General features: G+C 27.8%; 10 protein-coding genes. 9 read left to right on the plus strand and 1 reads right to left on the minus strand.

Translation table 11 applies throughout. The features are described 5' to 3' along the window. Positions 1-5: 5 nt before the first annotated feature. The 9 genes from MPF13_RS03105 (at position 6) to MPF13_RS03145 (ending at position 19,361) form a co-directional block, all read left to right on the plus strand. Positions 6-3,137, plus strand: coding sequence for a cytochrome c biogenesis protein CcsA (locus tag MPF13_RS03105; protein WP_249980852.1), 3,132 nt, complete (start codon positions 6-8; stop codon positions 3,135-3,137). A 119-nt stretch (positions 3,138-3,256) separates the two neighbouring features. Then, positions 3,257-8,800, plus strand: a complete 5,544-nt coding sequence (locus MPF13_RS03110; RefSeq protein ID WP_249980853.1) for an alpha-2-macroglobulin family protein — start codon at positions 3,257-3,259, stop codon at positions 8,798-8,800. A gap of 17 nt (positions 8,801-8,817) precedes the next feature. Next, positions 8,818-9,351 (plus strand): exosortase K, encoded by a 534-nt coding sequence (gene xrtK / locus MPF13_RS03115; protein WP_249980854.1) that lies wholly within the window; start codon positions 8,818-8,820, stop codon positions 9,349-9,351. Then, positions 9,335-12,154 (plus strand): MSEP-CTERM sorting domain-containing protein, encoded by a 2,820-nt coding sequence (locus MPF13_RS03120; protein ID WP_249980855.1) that lies wholly within the window; start codon positions 9,335-9,337, stop codon positions 12,152-12,154. Before xrtK ends, MPF13_RS03120 begins: the two co-directional genes overlap by 17 nt. Further along, a complete protein-coding gene (pbpC, locus tag MPF13_RS03125; RefSeq protein WP_249980856.1) occupies positions 12,139-14,493 on the plus strand; it encodes a penicillin-binding protein 1C in 2,355 nt (784 codons plus the stop codon). The genes MPF13_RS03120 and pbpC overlap by 16 nt, the downstream gene beginning before the upstream one ends. A 118-nt stretch (positions 14,494-14,611) precedes the next feature. Next, on the plus strand, positions 14,612-14,761 hold the full coding sequence (locus MPF13_RS03130) for a hypothetical protein (protein WP_249980857.1): 150 nt from the start codon (positions 14,612-14,614) through the stop codon (positions 14,759-14,761). A gap of 187 nt (positions 14,762-14,948) precedes the next feature. Continuing rightward, positions 14,949-15,794 (plus strand): MBL fold metallo-hydrolase, encoded by an 846-nt coding sequence (locus MPF13_RS03135; RefSeq protein WP_249980858.1) that lies wholly within the window; start codon positions 14,949-14,951, stop codon positions 15,792-15,794. 14 nt (positions 15,795-15,808) lie between these two features. Beyond that, complete coding sequence (locus tag MPF13_RS03140; protein WP_249980859.1) at positions 15,809-17,473, plus strand: S8 family peptidase; 1,665 nt, start codon at positions 15,809-15,811, stop codon at positions 17,471-17,473. Between the two features lie 61 nt (positions 17,474-17,534). Beyond that, positions 17,535-19,361: a M1 family metallopeptidase gene (locus MPF13_RS03145; RefSeq protein ID WP_249980860.1), complete on the plus strand. Its 1,827-nt coding sequence runs from the start codon at positions 17,535-17,537 to the stop codon at positions 19,359-19,361. 47 nt (positions 19,362-19,408) lie between these two features. Here the strand turns inward: MPF13_RS03145 and MPF13_RS03150 are convergent, their stop codons facing one another. After that, positions 19,409-20,074: a LysE family translocator gene (locus MPF13_RS03150; protein WP_249980861.1), complete on the minus strand. Its 666-nt coding sequence runs from the start codon at positions 20,072-20,074 to the stop codon at positions 19,409-19,411. Positions 20,075-20,120: the final 46 nt, after the last annotated feature.

Raw genomic sequence — 20,120 nt, forward strand, 5'->3', positions numbered from 1 at the left:
ACCAAATGAAAAGAATAATTAAAATATTTTCATCTTCTACATTAGCAGTATTATTATTGCTTGTTTTTGGATTTTCGATGGCAATAGCAACGTTTATAGAAAATGATTTTGGAACAGCAACTGCATGGAAAGTAATATACGATGCTTGGTGGTTTGAAATGGTAATGTTAGGTTTAGGTCTTAGTTTTATATTTAATACTTTTAAATATAACCTTTGGACATTTAAAAAATGGGCAATTTTATTATTTCATATTTCATTTATAATTATTTTAATTGGAGCTAGTATAACTCGTTATTCATCTTATGGAGGAATTATGAGAATTAGAGAAGGGGCATCATCTAATGTAATAATATCAAGTAATAAATATTTGCATATTCATTTATCTGATGGAGAAAAAACCAAATCTATTAGTAAACAAATAAGTTTTTCACCAATAAGCGATAATTACTTTAGTATAGAAGAAGAATTTAATAATATTCCTGTAAAAGTTTCTTATAATAACTTTATTGCAGATGCAGTTCCAGAAATTGTAGAAGATGATAAAAACGGAAAAGCTATTATTCAAATGGTGGTATCTGCAGGAAGTGGAAGAGAAACTGTATTCTTAGAAAAAGGAGAAGTTGAAGCTATTGGTGCTCATCAACACAAAGTTGGTTTTGAAGCTGAAGAAGAAGGCATAATCAACATTACTGAAAAAGATGGGGTTTTTAAGATTTTATCTCCAAGAAACTTAAGCTCTTTTGTAATGGCAACAGAAAAAGCTGGAACAATTTTAAAAGATAGTCTACATGATTTTCAATTAAGAACTTTATATAGAGATGGAGATGCTTCTTTTGTGCCTTTATCATATCATCCAAAAGGAAAAATTGATTTGGTTTCTGGAGCAGAGAAAGTAAAAGATAATGATGAGTTAAAAGATGATGCTTTAGTTGTAGATGTTTCTATCAATGGAGAGGTTAAAGAATCTACAATTCTTTATAGAGATGGATTTATACCAACAGAACATAAATTAGATTTTAATGCTATTAAAGTTTCAATTTCTTATGGATCAAAGGCAATACAAACGCCATTTTCAATTCATTTAGATGATTTTCAATTAGAGCGTTATCCAGGTTCAACAAGTCCATCTGCTTATGCAAGTGAAGTACAAGTTATAGACAATGGAGAGCGTTTTTTACATAGAATTTTCATGAATAATGTACTAGATTATAAAGGATATCGTTTTTTTCAGGCAAGTTATGATACAGATGAATTAGGTACAGTGTTAGCCGTAAATCATGATGCTTTAGGTACAAATGTTACTTATTTAGGATATTTATTAATGATAATTGGTATGTTTTTTACCTTATTTGGTAAAGCTTCTCGTTTTACTTTAATTAATAAAAAATTAAAAAAATTGAAAGAAAAAACAACAATGTTAGTGTTGTTGTTATTAATGATTTCTGGAACTGCTTTTTCGCAAAAAAAGAACCCTGATATTAATATTCAAACCATAAAACAACAAACTGTAGATGTTCAACATTCAGAATTGTTTGGGCGTTTAATGGTGCAAGATTTAGATGGAAGAATTAAACCATTAAATACATTAGCTTCAGAGTTTTTAAGAAAACTAACAGGTAAACCATATTTTAAATATGTAAAAGATGGAGAAAGTGCTAGGTTAGATGCTAATCAAACTTTTTTAGCAATGCAATCTGCAGCTAATGTTTGGCAATACATTCCGTTAATTAAAATTGATAAGAAAAAGGGAGGAGAATTATTTTCTGAATTAAAAATTAGCGAAAATAATATGATTTCTTTTATTGATTTATTAGATGAAAAAGGAGATTATAGGTTAGGAAAAGTTGTTGAATCTGCAAATAAAAAGAAACCAGCAGAAAGAAGTGAATTAGATAAAGAAGTTTTAAAAGTTGATGAAAGATTTAATATTTTGTTTAATGTTTTTTCTGGAAATTACTTAAAAATATTTCCTAATAGTAATGATGAAAATAACAAGTGGCATAGTCATTCTCATCATTTTGAAGATTTCCCTAAAGATGATGGCGATTTTGCTAAAACTATAATTCCTATTTATTTTAAAGATGTAAATGAAAAAAAATGGGTAGCAGCAAGTGAAAAATTAGAGTATATTAAAAAGTTTCAAGATGTTTTAGGAAAAGAAATTATACCAAACAGACAAAGAATAGAAGCAGAATTGTGGTACAATCAATTAAACTTAAATTTTTGGTTGTTTCAAGTGTTTTTTGTTCTAGGTTTAATTCTTTTAATATTGTCTTTAATTAAGATATTTACAAAAACAAAGCTTACAGAATTTGTTTGGAATTCAATAATCATTTTAACCTTAATAAGTTTTTTATTCTTTACAGGGAATATTATTTTAAGATGGTATGTTTCTCAACATGCACCTTGGAGTAATGGTTATGAAATGTTGGTTTTTGTAGCTTGGGTATTATTACTTTGTGGATTATTAACATTTAGAAAATCAGATTTTTCTTTACCACTATCTACTCTGTTTTCAGGCGCACTTTTATTTGTAAGTTATTTAGATTGGTTAAGTCCAGAAATTACCAATTTAATGCCTGTTTTAAAGTCTTTTTGGTTAAAAGTTCATGTGGCAACAATTGTTAGTAGTTATGCACCTTTAGCTTTATCTGCAATTTTAGGTTTTATGGCATTGTTATTAATGATTTTTAAAACTAAAAACACCAAAAAAGTTATAGATATAAGAATTAAAGAACTTACTTATATCAACGAAATTTCTATGACAATAGGGTTGTTTGTTTTAACAATTGGTACTTTCTTAGGAGGTGTTTGGGCAAATGAATCTTGGGGGCGTTATTGGGCTTGGGATCCAAAAGAAACTTGGGCTTTAATTAGTATTATTGTTTATACAATTGTTTTACACTTACGCTTAATACCTGCTTTAAAAGGAAATTATATTTTAAATATGGTAAGTGTTTTTGCTTTTGGATCTATTATTATGACCTCTTTTGGAGTAAATTATTATTTATCAGGATTGCATAGTTATGCAGCAGGAGACCCAGTTCCAATTCCAACATTTATTTATGTTTTAACGGCTATTGTAATTATTATTTCTGTTATTGCTTATTATAGAAATAAGAGATTTAAAAAATAAAGAGCACTTGTTTTTATAGTTTTTTACGAATTCTAAACATTTAGTTACGAATTCTATATTGATTAATTTAATGGTAATTAAATCGTTAAATTTGAGTTGTGAACTTAAATAGCGCAACTATGAAAACAAAATACCTTTTTTCTGCTCTTGTAATTTTTTTATTAATTTCTTCTTGTAAAAAAGAGGTTGTTAAAACAGACAATATATACAAGTTTAAAGAATATGTAAGTTATACAAGTTCTGGTATTGTATCAATCCAAGAAAAAATAAGAATAAATCTTGCAAAAGAAGTTAAAGGTTGGGAAGCTAATCAAGAAATTTCTGCGGATATTTTATCAATAAAACCATTTGTAAACGGAAAGATAAAAACAGTAAATAAACATGCATTTATGTTTATTCCTGATGAAGATTTAGATTCGGATACAGAATATACAGTTTCAATAAAACTGAATGAAATTTATAAAGAAATTCCCGAAAATTTTAAAAATTATACTTTTCAATTTAAAACAATAACACCAAATTTTAGGATTCAAACAGCATCTTTACAATCGTATTCTAAAGAATTTCAATATTTAGAAGGTGTTGTAAAATCTGCAGATGTAATTTCTTTAGAAAACGCTAAAAAACTTATAGAAGCTAATCAAAAAGGAGTTAAAAAAAATATTGTTTGGAACGAATCCTATGATAAAGGAAAAGTTTTTGAATTTAAAATTGATAGTATTCAACGTTTTATAGAAGATACAAAACTTAAAGTTTCTTGGTATGGAAAAGCTATAAAAGCTGAAGCTAAAGGTGAAAATGAAATTATAATTCCAGGTAAAAATAATTTTAAGGTTGTTAGTTTAGAAGTAAAAAACACAAATGAACAATACATTTCAATCAACTTTTCAGATGCGCTTAAAAAACAACAAAATTTTGATGGGTTGGTTGCCATTCAAAATGTAAAAAAACCAAGATTTATTGTAAATGGAAATGAATTAAAGGTTTTTTCAGAAAACAAATTTCAGGGTAATATTTTAGTTTCTGTTTTTCAAGGAATTAAAAACTCAGATGATTTTAAATTGAAAACATCATTTAAAGAAACTGTAACTTTTGAACAGAAAAAACCACAAATTAGAGCAATTAGTAGCGGAACTATTTTGCCAAACTCTAAAGATTTAAAATTCAATTTTGAAGCAATAAATGTTAAAGAAGTAGATGTTAGAATTATAAAAATTTATGAAGATAATGTGCTGCAATTTCTTCAAGAAAATAACATTAACAGTAATAATAGTTATGCTATTAAAAGGGTTGGACGTAGAGTTGCTAAAGAAACCATTACACTTATTAAAAATACAGAAAACAATACTCAAAAGTGGAAAGCATATAGTATTGATATTTCTAAAATGGTAGCAACAGAACCTGGAGCAATTTATAGAGTTGAGTTAAGTTTTAATAAAAAACAGACTTTATATAATTGTTCACAAGGAAATTTTGCATCTAAAAACACAGACAATTTAGAAGATTACCAAAGTTTTAATGAAGTTGAAGACGAAGATACAAGAGAAGAAATGTATTGGGATAATAAATTATATAGTTATAAAAATTATAGATATAATTGGCGCGAAAGAGAAAACCCTTGTCATGATGCTTATTATTATGAAAACAGAATGGTTGCTCAAAATTTATTGGCATCTAACCTTGGTGTAATTGCAAAAAAAGGGAATAATAATGAGTATTTCTTTGCTGTAACTAACATTATAAATACCAATGTAGAAGTAGGTGCAAGTATAAAACTATTTAATTTTCAGCAAAACGAAATTGCTTCTGGTGTTACAAATTCAGAAGGAATTGTTACTATTAATTCAGCTAAAGAAGCTGCATTTGCAATTATTTCTAAAGGAAAGAATGCTGCTTATATTAAATTGTTTGATGGTAATTCTTTGTCATTAAGTAAGTTTGATGTTTCTGGGAGCAAAACTCAAAAAGGTTTAAAAGGATATATTTATGGAGAACGTGGTGTTTGGAGACCTGGAGATGAAATGTATTTAACTTTTTTGTTGAATGATGCAGATAATAAATTGCCAAAAAATCATCCAATAAAATTGGAAGTTACAGATCCAAGTGGAAAATTGGTGTATAAAAAAGTAACATCAGAAAATCTTAACAACTTCTACAAGTTTACCGTTAAAACTACAACCGAATTTAAAACAGGAAACTATTCTGCTAAAATTTCTGTTGGTGGAGCAAAGTTTTATAAAAATTTAAAAGTTGAAACAGTAAAACCTAATCGTTTAAAAATTAAGGTAGATTTTAATGATAAAATTCTTACAAGTAAAAAACCTATTAATGGAGTTTTAGATGTAAAATGGTTGCATGGTACACCTGCAAAGAATTTAAAAGCAGAAATAAAAGCTAAAGTTTCAGTCACTAATTACGGGTTTAAAAATTACAAGAATTATATTTTTTCAGATCTATCAAGAAAATTTTCTTCAGAAGAAATAAACATTTTTGAAGGTAAATTAGATAAAAATGGAATGGCAAAAATCAATAGTAAATTAACTATTGGTAAAAATGCCCCAGGTATGTTAAATGTTCAGTTTTTGGTAAGAGCATTTGAAAACGGAGGAGATTTTTCAATAGATGCTTTTTCAAAAAAATACGCACCTTTTAATTCTTTTGTAGGTTTAAAATCGCCAAAAGGAAATAGATATGGATCTTTTTTTACAGATGAAAATCAAACATTTTCTGTTGTTTCTGTTGATGAAAATGGAAATCCTAAATCTAATAGAGAATTAGAAGTTGAAGTATATCAAATTCAATGGCGTTGGTGGTGGAGTTCCTCATCAGATAATTTATCTAGGTATACTTCTAGTAGTTACCATAACAAATATAAAACCATAAAAGTTAATACAAATTCTAAAGGAAAAGGGAGTTTTAAATTAAATATTCCAGAGAATGATAGAGGTCGTTTTTTAATTAGAGTATTAGATAAAAAAAGTGGTCATGCAACTGGAAGAACAGCTTATTTTTATAAAAATTGGTGGCAAAATGCTACTTCTGGAGACAAAGATGCTGCAAAAATGTTGGTTTTTTCTGCAGATAAAGAAAAGTACAATGTTGGTGAAACTGCAAAAATAACTTTTCCTTCAGGAAGTAAAGGAAGAGCTTTAATTAGTATAGAAAACGGAACAAAAGTTTTAGAAACAAAATGGGTAAAAACTAAGAAAGGAACAACCTCTTTAGAAATACCAATAACAAAAAACATGACACCAAATGTTTTTGTAAATATTTCTTTGTTACAGCCTCATCAAGTTTCAGAAAACGATTTACCAATTCGTTTATTTGGTGTAATTCCTATTTTGATTGAAGATAAAAACACCAAGTTAGAGCCTCAAATATCTATGTTAGATGAGTTGCAACCCGAAAAAGAATTTACGGTAAAGGTTACAGAAAAAAACAAAAAATCTATGACCTATACTTTGGCTGTTGTAGAAGAAGGTTTGTTAGATTTAACACGCTTTAAAACGCCAAATGCATATTCAGAATTTTACAAAAGAGAAGCTTTAGGTGTAAAAACTTGGGATATTTTTGATGATATAATTGGTGCTTATTCTGGTAGTGTAGATCAAGTTTTTGCAATTGGAGGAGATGGTACTTTATCAAAAGGAAAAAATAGAAAAGCAAATAGATTTAAGCCAGTTGTAAAATATTTAGGTCCATTTTATTTAGAAAAAGGGAAAACAAATTCGCATAAAATAACGCTGCCTAATTATATTGGTTCTGTTAGAACAATGGTAATTGCTGGCGATGTTACTAAAGAAGCTTTTGGTAATGCAGAAAAAGCAGTTCCAGTTAAAAAACCATTGATGGTTTTGGCTACTTTACCAAGAAAATTATCGCCTAAAGAAAAAGTTACGTTGCCAATTTCTGTTTTTGCAATGGATAGAAAAGTGAAAGATGTAAAAATTCAGGTTAAAACTTCAAATGGAATTACTGTTATCGGTAATAAAATTCAAAACATCAATTTTACAAAGCCAGATGAAAAAATGGTGTATTTTAAATTGGATGTTTTAAAAGCAAATGGTATTAATACTGTAGAGGTTATTGCTACAGGAAATGGAGAAAAATCTACTTATAAAGTAGAATTAGATGTTGTAAATCCAAACCCAATTACATCAAAAATAATAGATAAAAATATAGAAGGAAAACAAACACAAACTATTGCTTTAAACACGTTTGGTATAGCAGGTTCTAATTCTGCAATTTTAGAATTATCTACAATTCCGCAGATAAATTTTTCTGGTAGATTAGAGTACTTAATACAATATCCTCATGGTTGTGTAGAGCAAACTACATCTAGTGTTTTTCCTCAGTTGTTTTTAAATGATTTGTTTGATTTAACATCAGATAAGAAGCAAAAAATTCAGAATAATATAGAAAAAGGAATTGCACGTTTAGGAAATTTTCAGAAAGCAAATGGAGGTTTAAGTTATTGGATGGGAGAAGGAGTAATTAGTGATTGGGGAACAAGTTATGCAGGTCATTTTTTATTAGAAGCAGAGAAAAAAGGATTTGTTTTACCTCTAACTTTTAAAAGTAATTTTATTAGATATCAAAAACAAGCTGCAAGAAATTGGAGGCCAAATTATAGCTCTAATTATTCTAGAGATTTATCTCAAGCATACAGATTGTACACCTTAGCTTTAGCTGGAAGTGCAGATTTATCTGCAATGAATAGATTACGTGAGTTTAAACAAATATCTAATGAAGCAAAATGGCGTTTGGCTGCAGCTTATGCTTTAGTTGGTCAAAAAGAAGCTGCAGAAGAAATTATACAAAATGCAACTTTAACTTTTTCAGGTTATAATTATTACAATTATGGTTCTGTTGCTAGAAATAGAGCAATGGCTTTAGAAACAATGTTATTAACTAATAATATTAAAGCAAAAACTATGGCTAAAAAAATTGCTAAAGATTTATCTAGTGATAATTGGATGAGCACACAATCTACAGCCTTTAGTTTATTGTCTATTGGTAAAATGGTACTTAAAAACGGAGGAAAAGCTATTAATGTAAGTTATACAAATAATAGTAAAACAGAGAACTTAAAAACTACAAGTTCTATGATTCAAAGAAATTTAAAAATTAAGAAAGGCAAAAATGTCATTAAAATTAATAATAATGAAAGCAATATTGTTTTTGCAAGAATTATAAATTCTGGAAAATTACCATTAGGAGATGAAATTTCTGAAAGTAGAGGTTTAAGTGTTTCTCTGCAATACAGAGATTTAAAAGGAAAAATAATTGATGTAAATAATTTAAAACAAGGACAAGATTTTGTAGCTAAAATTACGGTTAGTAATCCTAAAAATGAAACTGTAAAAGACATTGCATTAACGCAGATTTTCCCTTCTGGATGGGAAATTGTAAATACTCGTTTTACAGATTTTGGGTCAACTACAAAAAGTGAAGCACGTTATACAGATATTAGAGACGATCGTGTAAATTTTTATTTTGATTTAAATGAAGGAAGAAAAAAAGCAGAAACAAAAACATTTACAGTTTTGTTAAATGCTGCTTATTTAGGAAACTATTATTTACCAGGAGTTCAGGTTGAAGCAATGTATGATAACGATTATTTGGTAAGAACAAAAGGACTTTGGATTAAAGTTGTGAAGTAATATTATTTTCAAAAATTATGAATAGCTACAAGAATCTGATATTTTACTTTGTAATGATAGGTTTTTTTATTTTGTTAAAGTTTGGTTACACACTTACAGAAACAAATCACTTAACTTTTTTATTAAGTCCTACAAGCAAGTTAGTTGAGTTTGTAACAGGTTTTCAATCAATTTATGCAGATAGCAAAGGTTATTATTTTCAAGAATTGAATATTGTAATTGATAAATCTTGTGCTGGTTTTAATTTTTGGATTTTGAGTTTTTTAATGTTAACCTTTTTATCATTAAAGTATTTTGAAAAGATTAATGATAAAGTTATCGCAATCATTATTTCGTTTTTTGGCGCTTATTTATTTACAGTATTAATCAATAGTTTTAGAATTAATGTTGTTGTGATTTTTCAAAATAAAATTGAACTATTAACTAATTTAAGAAAAGGAATCATTCACGAAAGTATTGGTATAACAATCAATTTAACTTTTCTTGTTCTGATTTATTTAATAACAGAAAAAATTCTAAATTTTAAAAAAAGAAATGGGAAACTTACTTAATCCGAAATGGATTTTTTTATTCAATTCATTACCAACAGCAATATTATTTTTCATTTATTATGGAGAGTTTCAAGTAATTAAAACGCTGTTAAATGACGAAAGTATTAGCCTATGGAAATCTTTTGGTTTGGCTTTAGTTATACTTGCAATTTTAAATCTTGGATATGGAGTATTTTTAACAATTAAAAGAAAAAAAGTTTCAATCCTTTATGGTGTTTTGGCTCTTGTGTGTTATGTCTCATTTATATATTTATATGGCTACTATTCATATGAAATCATTCCTTTTTCTATCCCACAATGGATGATTCCTCAGCGAATTGAATTATATGTTGGTACTTTTTTAATGCCAACACTGGCATTTTCGATGTTTGTTTTAGTTGCACATTTTACACCAGAAACGAAAAAACATAAAGCTTGGGTAAGTTTTTTAATTTCAATAGCAATACCAATTATTTGGTTTTTGTTTTCTCAAGTAATTTTTCCTTTATGGAAACCAATAGAAAGTAATTTTAACATTCACGTATTATTAATTTTTATAATTATTGGTACGCTAGTTTTTCTTTTCTTTTTAGTTCGTACTATTTTAATACTTGCAACCAAGAAAGCTATGATATGGAAAAAACATGAATTATTATGGAAAATACCAATAACCATATTATTTCCTATAGTAGGACTATTAGTTAACAATGGATATCTTTTTAATGATTTTGTAGTTAATGATTCTGGTATTTTTGGAAACTTTAATAGCTATTGGTTTTACATTTTTGCAACTTTAAGTGGGGTGTTATTATGTTTACCAAACCTTGATAAGAAACAGTATCGTCTTCTTTTATTTATAGGTAGAAGTATTACATTTACTTATACTTTTTATTTTTTCATTGTTTTTCTTCCTTTTTTACCTTTATCTATTATTGCCATTGTAGCTATAGGAATTGGGTTTTTAATGTTAACTCCATTGCTTTTGTTTGTAGTACATATAAATGAGATTACAAAAGATTTCAATTTTTTAAAATCAAATTTTTCGAAAAAAAGGATTTGGACTATATCAATAATAAGTTTTTGTGTAATTCCAGTTCTTATAACCCTAAATTATTTGAACGATAGAAATACATTAAATGAATCTCTAGAATATCTCTATAGCCCAGATTATTCTAAAAATTATGAGATAGATAAACGTTCACTAAAAAAGACGCTTGATGTCGTTATTGGGCATAAGGATAGTAGAGGTTTTTTTTCTAGCAAACAAAAACCTTATTTATCATCATATTTTAATTGGTTAGTTTTAGATAACCTAACATTATCTAATTCTAAAATTGATAATATAGAAGATGTTTTTTTTGGGTTAAAGCCAAAGGATAGATCAACATTTATAAATAATCAAAATAAGAATGTAGAAATTACCAAAATTGATACAAAAAGTACATACAATGAATCTGAAAAAACGTGGAAAAGTTGGGTTGAATTAGAAATTACAAATCAGAATGAAAATGATAGATTTTCTGAATACGCTACAACTATAGAGATACCAGAAGGATGTTGGATTAGTGATTATTATTTATATGTAGGAGGTAAAAAAGAAATGGGAATTTTAGCAGAAAAGAGAACTGCTAAGTGGGTGTTTTCAAATATTAGAAATGAGAATAGAGATCCAGGTATTTTATATTATCTAACAGGAAATAAAGTTGCATTTAGAGTTTTTCCTTTTGCGAAAAATGAAGTTAGAAAAACAGGAATTGAATTAATTCATAAAGAACCTTTTCAGTTTAAAATAGATAAAGAAACAGTAATACTTGGTGATTTTAAAAAGAATGAAGAGAAAGTATATGAGAATAAAAATATAATATATATATCAGCAGAAGGTAAACAGAAGCTAAAAAAGGTTAATAGAAAACCTTATTTTCATTTTATTCTAGATGCAACTAATAAAGATTCTTTAGCTACTTATAAAAATCGATTAGAATCATTAGTGAAGAACAATAAAAACTTATCAGAAAATGCTAAAATAAGTTTTGTTAATAGCTATGTAAATACAACTCCTCTTATTAACGGTTTTCAATTAAATTTGAAGAAAATTAAATTTGAAGGAGGTTTTTATCTTGATAGAGCTATAAAATCGATACTATTTAATTCGTATAAATCTCAAACAAATTATTACCCTGTAATTGTTGTAATTACAGATTCTATAAAGGAAGCGATAATTAATAAAGATTTTTTAGATTGGAAATTTACTTTTCCAGAAAGTGATTTGTTTTATAATCTGAATAAGAAAGGTATTTTAGAATCACATTCTTTAATATTGAATCCTTCAAAACCCGTAAATGCCAGTGCTAATTTGTCTTTTGATAAAACCGTTTTAGAATATAAATTAGAAGATAATTCTGTAAAATACCTTTCAGATAATAACAAACCAACCATCATTTTAAAAACGGATGTATTTAAAATTGAAAATAAAGAGATAAACAAAAAAAGTTGGAATTCTGGTTTGCTTATGCAAGCAAAATGGAGGTCACAAATATTGCATCCAGAGAACTCAGATACAGAGTGGTTAGATTTAGTGAGAAATAGTTTTACATCTCATATTATGATGCCAGTTACATCTTTTTTAGTTGTAGAAAATGAAGCTCAAAAAGCAATATTGAAAAGAAAGCAGCAACAAGTTTTGTCAAGTAATCAATTATTAGATCTTGGCGAAGAAGCAGAAAGTATGAGTGAACCAGGTTTTGTTGTAATGTTATTTTTACTAGGTTTTATATTTTGGTTTAGAAGTAAAAGAAATGGAATTAAGCAATGTTTAAAAAAATAAAAAACTACATAAAACGTCATAAAAAGAAAACAATATTACTTGTTGTTTTGCTGATTTTTTATGCTTTTTGTTTGCCAAAAAAGTTATTTACAAAGCCAACGTCAACAGTAATTACAAGTAATAATGATGAGTTATTAGGTGCTTTAATTGCTAATGATGGTCAATGGCGTTTTCCTTATAATGATGCTGTTCCTAATAAATTTAAAAATTGTTTAATTCAGTTTGAAGATGAGTATTTTTATAAACATCCAGGATTTAACCCTATTTCAATTTTGAAAGCTTTAAAACAGAATTTACAAGAAGGAAGCGTAAAAAGAGGAGGTAGTACAATTACACAACAAGTTATTAGATTATCTAGAAACGATAAACCAAGAACGTATTTTGAAAAATTTAAAGAACTCATTTTAGCAACACGTTTAGAACTTAGAACTTCTAAAGAAAAAATTTTAACGTACTGGAGTTCTAATGCCCCTTTTGGCGGAAATGTAGTAGGTTTAGATGCAGCTTCTTGGAGATATTTTAACAGAAAATCTTCAGATTTATCTTGGGCAGAATCTGCAACTTTAGCAGTTTTGCCAAACGCACCAAACTTAATTTATCCAGGAAAAAATCAACATAAATTATTAGCAAAAAGAAATAGATTACTAAAAAAGTTATTATTAAAAAATGTAATTGATTCTTTAACTTTTGAATTATCAATTTTAGAAGAATTACCACAAAAACCTTATGCGCTTCCACAAATTACACCGCATTTATTACAAAGAATTAATAAAGAAAAAAAGGGTGAAGTTGTAAAAACTACTATTGATAAACAATTACAAAATCAAACAAACACAATTGTTAAAAATCATTACAATCTATTAAGTAAAAACGGAATTCATAATATTTCTGTTTTGGTTTTAGATGTAAAAACAAGACGAGTTTTAAGCTATATTGGTAATTCTCCAACTTCTAAAAAACATCAAAAAGATGTAGATGTAATAGACAAACCAAGAAGTACAGGTAGTATTTTAAAACCATTTTTATATGCTGCTATGTTAGATTCTGGAGATTTATTACCAAATACCATAGTTGCAGATGTACCAACAAATTTTGGTAGTTATAAACCCGAAAATTTCGACAAAAAATATGCAGGAGCAATTTCTGCAAAATTAGCATTGTCTAAATCTTTAAATGTACCAACAGCTAGAATGTTGCAAAGTTTTGGATTGGATAAATTTCATAATTATTTACAAAAATTAAAACTCAGAGGTTTAAAAAATAATCCAGATTATTATGGTTTAACCTTAGCTTTAGGAGGAGCAGAAAGTAACTTGTGGGATTTATGTAAAAGTTATGCATCCTTAGCATCAACAGTAAATCATTTTTCAGAAAACTCTAGTAGATATTTTAAAAATGAATTTACAGAACCAACTTTTTATGCTGATAAAGAGGTTGATTTTGGAGAAAAAACCTCAGAAAAAATTGTTTTAGATGCTGCATCAATTTATTTGACTTTAGAAAGTTTAAAAGAAGTAAATAGACCAAATGTAAATCAGAACTGGGAGTATTTCGATTCATCTAAACAAATAGCGTGGAAAACAGGAACTAGCTTTGGTTTTAGAGATGCTTGGGCAATTGGTGCTACAAAAGATTATGTTGTTGGTGTTTGGTGTGGAAATGCAGATGGAGAAGGAAGACCTGGTTTAGTTGGTGTACAAGCTGCAGCTCCTATTTTATTTGATGTTTTTGATAAATTACCAAATTCTGAATGGTTTGAAAAACCTTTTGATGAAATGACAGAAATAGAAATCTGTAGAAAAAGTGGTTATAGAGCAACTGATATATGTGAAAACAAAAATGTTGAGTTTATACAAAATGCTGGGTTAAAAACGGCTCCTTGCCCTTATCATATTTTAGTAAATATAGATTCCTCAGAAAATTATCAAGTAAACACATCTTGTGAAAAATTAGAAAATATTAAGCAAAAATCTTGGTTTGTTTTACCACCTTTAATGGAATATTATTTTAAGAAAAAAAATCCGTTTTATAAGTCGTTACCTAAGTATAGAGTTGATTGTTTGGGTGACTCTAAAAACGCAATGAAATTTATTTATCCAACAGAAAACAGTACTATTTTTCTTCCTAAAGATTTTAAAGGTAAAAAAAACGAAGTTGTTTTTAGAGTAGCACATTCTAATTCAGAAGCTACATTGTTTTGGTATGTAGATAATATTTATTGTGGTACAACAAAAAGAACGCACGATTTTTCTATGAATTTAGAAATTGGAACTTATAATGTTTCTGTAACTGATAACTTTGGTGGCGTAATTGCACAAAAAATATCGGTAACAGAGTAGTTAATTAAAGGGTTGTTTAGGTTTATTCGTCGAAAGTAATGTATGAATTATCGAAAAAGGATTCATAGAAATAAAGTTTACGATTACCTTTGGTAGACAAACTGAAACTTTTGTCATCATGTTTTTACAAATCTTACCACCAGATAATATAGCAACAGAGCACTCTAATTATGATAACCAATTGTTATTAGTAGTATTAGGTTTAGCCTTTTCAGTTTTTGTTATTATAAGATTGGCAAAATTGTTAAGTAAATTAAAAATAAACTAACTTTTTATTTATTTAAATGTTTTGTTTATAAAGGTTTTAAATAGACAACCTTTAGATTTTTTTAACAAAAAATTATATATTTTTCTACATCTTTGTTTCCTTGTACTTTTTTAAAAGTATTATAAGTATTTTGATTCTTAATTAGTTATTTTTATAGATAATTTTTTTTGATTTTAATTTATATAGAATGAAGATATATCCTATTGAAACTGGTAATTTTAAACTAGATGGAGGGGCAATGTTTGGTGTTGTTCCTAAAACTATTTGGCAAAAAACAAATCCTGCAGATAATAACAATCTAATAGATATGAGTATGAGAAGTATACTTATAGAAGATGGGGATCGTTTAATTTTAGTAGATACTGGTTTAGGAGCAAAACAATCCAATAAATTTTATAGTTATTATTATCTTTTTGGCGATTTTTCTTTAGATACTTCTTTAGCCAAACATGGTTTTCATAGAGATGATATTACAGATGTTTTTTTAACACATTTACACTTTGATCATTGTGGAGGTGCTATAGAATGGAATTCTGATAGAACTTTCTTACAACCTGCATTTAAAAATGCAAAATTTTGGTCTAATGATAAACATTGGCAATGGGCAACAGAACCAAATGCAAGAGAAAAAGCTTCGTTTTTAAAAGAAAATATCAATCCAATTAAAGAAAGTGGTCAATTAAATTTTATACACAGTAATTATAAAGACCAAATAGGTTTTGATGTTTTATTTATGGATGGACATACAGAAAAACAAATGTTACCCATGATAAAATATCAAGGAAAAACAATAGTTTTTATGGCAGACTTACTTCCAACTGTTGGTCATATACCTTTACCATATGTTATGGGTTATGATACAAGACCATTGTTAACAATAAAAGAAAAAGCAGCATTTTTAAATCAGGCTGCAGATAAAGAATTTTACCTTTTTTTAGAACACGATTCTTACAATGAACTTTGTACAGTTAAACATACAGAAAAAGGAGTTAGACTTAAAAGTACACACAAATTTATAGATATATTTAATTAAGATAAGAAAAGATTATGAAGATTTTAAAACCCGTTTTTTATACAGCTGTTGCTGGTTTATTACTTACAAGTTGTAAGTCAATTTCTAGTTTACCTGTACCTGTAGGATCTGATGTAGTTGTAAATGCAACTGCTAAAAAAGGAAAACTATCAGACACAGAAAAAGACAATTGGCAACATTTAGATTTGGTAACAGACTCTATACCAGGAATGAGTGTTAATAAAGCTTATGAATTTTTAAAAGGTAAAAAAGGAATTGAAGTTATTGTTGGTGTTGTAGATTCTGGTACAGATTTAAAACACGAAGATTTAATAGATGTAGCTTGGGTAAATAAAAAAGAAATTCCTGGAAATGGAATTGATGATGATAAAAACGGATACATTGATGATATTAATGGATGGAATTTTTTAGGTAGCTCTTACAAAGAACATTTAGAGTACGAACGTATTTTAATGAATCCATCAATTACAGATGCAGAAACTTTAGCAGAAGTAAAAAAATATTACAAAGAAAAAGTTGATGGTGCTAAAAAAGCTAATGAAAAATTAGTGCAAAATAAAACCAGATATGAGCAATTATTACAAGGTGTAAATAATGCTGATGCTGCTTTTGCTAAACATTTTGGTAAAAAAGATTATACAACTGCAGAGATAATTTCTTTAAAAACTGAAGATGCAGATTTGTTAAAACATGTTCAAGTTGCAAAATCAATTTTTGGTTTTGGTTTGCCTTCTTTAACTGTAGCTAAACAAGAAATAGAAAAAGGAGTTAACTATTTTATTAAACAATTAGCTAATAATAAAAAGTTAATTGATGGAGATAATTTAAAAACAGATTATAGACTTGAGGTTGGTGACAATGCTTATGATATTAATGATAAACCAGGTTCTGGAGACGCAAATACAGGTCATTCAGTTAAAAGTGAAGCTCATGGTTCTCACGTATCAGGAATAATTGGTGCTACTAGAAATAATGGAAAAGGAATGAATGGAGTTGCAAATAATGTAAAAATTATGGCAGTTCGTTCTGTTTCTGATGGAGATGAGTATGATAAAGATGTTGCTTTAGGAATTAGATATGCAGTAGATAATGGAGCAAAAGTTATTAATACTAGTTTCGGAAAAGCTTTTTCACCAAATAAAGAATGGGTTTATGAAGCAATATTATATGCAGAAAAACACGATGTTTTAATTGTAAATGCTGCAGGAAATGATGGTGCTAATATTGATGTAACTAAAACATTTCCTAATGATTCTAAAGATTTAGTTTCAGAAATTTCTGACAATGTTTTAACAATTGGTGCAATGAGTGCTAATTATAATGAAAAATTACCAGCAAGTTTTTCTAACTATGGTAAAATTAATGTAGATGTTTTTGCTCCAGGAGTACAAGTAAACTCTACAACACCAGAAAATGGTTATGCTAAATTTAGCGGAACTTCTATGGCAGCTCCATCTACAGCAGGTGTTGCAGCTTTAATTCGTTCTTATTACCCTAAATTATCAGCAAGTCAAGTAAAACACATTTTAATGAATTCTGGAACAAAAATTGATTTAGAAGTTATTAAACCAGGTACTAGAGATGAAAAAGTTCCTTTTGCAGATTTATCAGTTTCTGGAAGGGTTGTAAACGCTTACAACGCTTTAAAAATGGCAGATAAAATTGTAAACAGAAAATAATAATTAGTAAAACAGCAATTTTTTAATTGCTGTTTTTTTTTATCAACTTAAATAAATATATATGAAGAAAATATTCTTATTAGGATTGTCACTTATTACATTAGTTTCTTGTAAGGTTACAAAAGATACAACATATGTGGCAAAAGACACTTATTGGCAACAACATGTAGATTACACTATGGATGTTGATGTGGATGTAAACAAATATCAATACAAAGGGAAACAAACTTTAGTTTATACAAATAATTCTCCAGACGATTTAGATAAGGTATTTTATCACTTATATTTTAATGCATTTCAACCAGGGTCTCAAATGGATGTTAGATCTTTAAATATTAAAGATCCAGATAGAAGAGTTAGAGATAGAATTAGTAAGCTAAAACCAGAAGAAATTGGTTATATAAAAGTAAATTCTTTAAAACAAAATGGAGTGGCAGTTTCACACGAAACTGTTGGTACTATTTTAGAAGTACAATTAAATCAACCAATTAAATCAGGAGAATCTGTAACTTTTGAAATGGATTTTGATGCACAAGTGCCACTTCAAGTTCGTAGATCTGGTAGAACAAGTAAAGAAGGAGTTGCGTTATCTATGTCTCAATGGTATCCTAAATTAGCAGAATACGATTTTCAAGGTTGGCATACACCACCTTATATTGCAAGAGAATTTCAAGGAGTTTGGGGTAATTTTGATGTAACAATTCATATTGATAAAAACTATACTGTTGGTGGTACTGGTTATATACAAAATCCACAAGAAGTTGGTCATGGATATGAAGATGCAACTAAAGAATTAAAACTACCAAAAGGAGATAAACTAACATGGCATTTTAAAGCTCCAAAAGTTCATGATTTTATGTGGGCTGCAGATAATGAATATATTCATGATGTTTTAAAAATGGAAAATGGAATTGATTTGCATTTTTTATACAAGAAAACTCTAGAAGATAAATATTTAAAAAGTTGGAAAGATGTTCAGCCAAAAACTGCTGAATTAATGACTTATTTTAGTGAAAATGTTGGTCAATATCCTTATAAACAATACTCTGTAATACAAGGAGGAGATGGAGGTATGGAGTATGCAATGTCTACTTTAGTTACTGGTAAAAGAAGTTTTAGAAGTCTTTTTGGGGTTACATCTCATGAAATGGCACATACTTGGTTTCAATTTTTATTAGCTTCTAATGAAAGCTTACACCCATGGATGGATGAAGGTTTTACGAGTTATATTTCTACAAAAGCTTCTTATGATATTTTTAAAAAAGAAGGTAAAAATCCAAATGCAGGACCATATAGAGGTTATAATAGAATGGTAAAATCTGGTACAGAAGAGGTGCTTACTACACATGCAGATAGATATCATACAAATAGAGGATATAGTTTTGCAAGTTATGGTAAAGGAAGCATGTTTTTATCTCAATTAGAATACATAATAGGTGCAGAAAATACAGCTAAAGGATTAAAAAAATATTTCACAGATTTTAGTTTTAAACATCCAACACCAAATGATGTAAAACGTTCAATGGAAAAAGTTTCTGGTATTCATTTAGGATGGTATTTAAACGAATGGACGCAAACTTTACATACTATAGATTATGGAATTAAATCTGTAGAAGGAAATAAAATTACTTTAGAAAGAATTGGTCAAATGCCAATGCCAATAGATGTAGAAGTTACTTTTACAGACGGAAGCAAGGAAAGTTTTAATATACCTTTAGAATTAATGAGAGGTAGTAAACCAACAGATGCAACTGTATTAAAAGATTGGGGTTGGGCATACCCAACTTATTCTTTTAATACATCTAAAACTATTAAAACAGTAGCTATAGATAAAAGTTTATTAATGGCTGATGTTAACTTAGAAAATAATGTATTTGAAGTGAAATAATTTGAAACATACAGTATAAAAAAAGCGAGGTTTTTACCTCGCTTTTTTTATTGTATTAATTCATCTATACTTTCATTGGGTATAAAACCTTTAAGCATTAAAAAGACTCCGCATATTAGTAAAATAATACCCATTATTCTTTTTAAACGATAAATAACAAGAGGAGTTAATCTGCTTTTTAATTGTTTTGCTAGCAATATTTTTCCTAAATCTGTAACTGCATAACCTAAAATTATAGTTGCAAAATACCAAAAAATTGCATTTTCATCCATTTTTAAAGTTGGGCCAATTACTAAAACTGTTCCTAACCAAAAAGCTAAAACTCCAACGTTTATAAAATTTAAAAAATAACCTTTAAAAAACAATTTTACGTAATTGTTTTTAATGGGTACTTCTACACTTTTAGCGTCTTCTAAAGCTTCCTTTTTGTTTTGTTTATCAAAGTAGGTTATTAAACCGTAAATAATAAGAACAAGGCCTCCAATAAAAAATAAACGAGGGTCGTCTTTAATTTTTTCTAGTAAAGATCTACTTCCATAATAAGCAATTAGTATAAAAGAAATATCGCCTAAAATAACACCTAAATCAAAAGCAATTGCTGCCCTAGCACCTTTTAAAATACTGATTTGAATTAACATAAAAAAAACAGGTCCTATCATAAAAGCCATGAAAAAACCTATTAAAAAAGCATCTCTAAAGTGAAATAAATCCATTCTATAAAAATAATGTTTTTAAAATTAAGAGAAAAAGAAAGGATGG

Origin of the sequence: Polaribacter sp. Z022, assembly GCF_023555495.1 — a bacterium.
Lineage (GTDB): Bacteria > Bacteroidota > Bacteroidia > Flavobacteriales > Flavobacteriaceae > Polaribacter.

Coding starts and splice junctions, on each gene's coding strand:
- MPF13_RS03105 (WP_249980852.1), top strand. CDS start 6: ATGAAAAGAATAATTAAAATATTTTCATCTTCTACATTAGCAGTATTA.
- MPF13_RS03110 (WP_249980853.1), top strand. CDS start 3,257: ATGAAAACAAAATACCTTTTTTCTGCTCTTGTAATTTTTTTATTAATT.
- xrtK (WP_249980854.1), top strand. CDS start 8,818: ATGAATAGCTACAAGAATCTGATATTTTACTTTGTAATGATAGGTTTT.
- MPF13_RS03120 (WP_249980855.1), top strand. CDS start 9,335: ATGGGAAACTTACTTAATCCGAAATGGATTTTTTTATTCAATTCATTA.
- pbpC (WP_249980856.1), top strand. CDS start 12,139: ATGTTTAAAAAAATAAAAAACTACATAAAACGTCATAAAAAGAAAACA.
- MPF13_RS03130 (WP_249980857.1), top strand. CDS start 14,612: ATGTTTTTACAAATCTTACCACCAGATAATATAGCAACAGAGCACTCT.
- MPF13_RS03135 (WP_249980858.1), top strand. CDS start 14,949: ATGAAGATATATCCTATTGAAACTGGTAATTTTAAACTAGATGGAGGG.
- MPF13_RS03140 (WP_249980859.1), top strand. CDS start 15,809: ATGAAGATTTTAAAACCCGTTTTTTATACAGCTGTTGCTGGTTTATTA.
- MPF13_RS03145 (WP_249980860.1), top strand. CDS start 17,535: ATGAAGAAAATATTCTTATTAGGATTGTCACTTATTACATTAGTTTCT.
- MPF13_RS03150 (WP_249980861.1), bottom strand. CDS start 20,074: ATGGATTTATTTCACTTTAGAGATGCTTTTTTAATAGGTTTTTTCATG.